This is a genomic window from Acidisoma silvae, from assembly GCF_020618775.1.
In the GTDB taxonomy this organism is placed as follows: Bacteria; Pseudomonadota; Alphaproteobacteria; order Acetobacterales; family Acetobacteraceae; genus Acidisoma; species Acidisoma silvae.
This window is the reverse complement of sequence record NZ_JAESVB010000063.1, coordinates 1-1,602: the sequence shown is the minus strand read 5'-3', so window position 1 is coordinate 1,602 and position 1,602 is coordinate 1. Positions and strand designations below refer to the sequence as shown.

Below are 1,602 nucleotides of genomic sequence, written 5' to 3'. Positions count from 1 at the left end.
CAATGTCGGGGCAAGTTATTAAGGTTCCCGTTGTAGCTGCCATCATAGGACGTGTTATGTTAGATGGTTAATCCGGAAGTTTCCTTTCGTGGTCGGGTTACTTCAGGATTAATGTAACTCTTACATTCGTAAGTGCGAATGGCATCTATAATGGGAAGTTTAATAGAAATGTCACCGCTTGTGCAAAATAGAGATGTCACTCAGGTGGCGGGCAGGCTGGGTGTTTCGAGGTTATTGCGGTGCTTGTAGCGGGCCGGGTCCAGACGGCGCTGGTGAGCGGGCAGGGCAGCCTGACGCTCCTTAATGAGGGCCAATGCCGGACCGAGTCGCTTGTTTTCGATGATCGGAGCCTGTTCCAATGTACGGATCTTGTCGAAGACACGGAACGCCAAATCGCTGCCACGATACTGCAAGGCAAAGCGGCCGTCAGGATAGTTGACGACCATAATCCGCTTCCTGGCTAACAACCTGGCCTGTGGCGTGGGCTCCAGGATCAGCATCATCCGGTCATAATGAAGTGTCAGGTTCGAGGTCACCGTGCGCTCGTCCCGTGTGGCGAAAATCTCCGTTAAGTCGTCGCTTCCCGCCAAGGGCCGATGCAAATCGACATCGCTTTGGGGTGGCTTGGCGAACCGACGATTATGATCGTCCATGAAGTGCGGTAGCCAAGCATTGGCCGCTTCGATCGTGTCAATGCCAGCTAGTCGAAGCTCTTTCACAAGCCGATCCTGCAAGGTGCCAAAGGCGCGCTCGATGCGACCTTTGGCCTGCGGTGAATTGGCACAGATAATGTCAATATCCAGCTCATGCAGCGCCCGGCCAAACTGCGTCATACCGTTGCCGCCGACCGCGTCGCGCTTGTAAACGCGAAAGACACTGAATTTGTCTGAATAGAAGGCAACAGGCTTGCCCCAGCGCTCCAAATAGGCGCGGGTCGTCCGGAAATAGTCGAACGTTGTCTCAGCCGCCACGAAACGCAACGCCATCAGCCGGCTTGTCGCATCGTCGATAAAGGCAATCAGGGTGCAGCGCGGACGACGATCTTCGAACCAGGCATGATCAGAGCCGTCGATCTGAACCAGTTCGCCCACGCACTCCCGGCGATTGCGCGGCTGATGAACCGAGGGCAGGCGGCGCCGGCGATCAATCCACAAACCGTCTTCAATCATCCAGTGCCGCAAGGTCTCCCGCGAAATGCCGAAGCCGTGCAGTTCACGGAGTTTCTCGGCGGCCAGTGTGGGGCCAAAATCAGCGTAGCGCTCCTTCACCAGAGCTATCGCCAGATCGCGATAGCTCGAAGGGAGCCGGCGATTGCTCGGACGGCCGCGGCGTTGTGAGACCAGACTTACCGCACCATGCTCGCGAAAGCCCTTCAAAAGCCTGAATATCTGCCGCCGCCCGAGACCGCTCACGCCAACGGCATCCGCGATCCGCAGATGACCCGCTTGAACATCAAGCAGCATTTTAAGCCGCGAAAACTCCTGGTCGCTCATCGTCACCACCGCCACGGCGAAGTCCTCCGAACCCTCAGAACCGGAAGACAGTGACATTTCTAATTTGCAGAGGGTGACATCTCTATATTGCTTCTACAGTGACAACATA

Annotated in this window: 1 protein-coding gene; it reads right to left on the bottom strand. The window is 56.1% G+C overall.

The window, feature by feature from the left end:
* Window positions 1-200 precede the first annotated feature (200 nt).
* Window positions 201-1,508, bottom strand: coding sequence for an ISNCY family transposase (locus ASILVAE211_RS25780; protein ID WP_406566109.1), 1,308 nt, complete (start codon window positions 1,506-1,508; stop codon window positions 201-203).
* Window positions 1,509-1,602 lie beyond the last annotated feature (94 nt).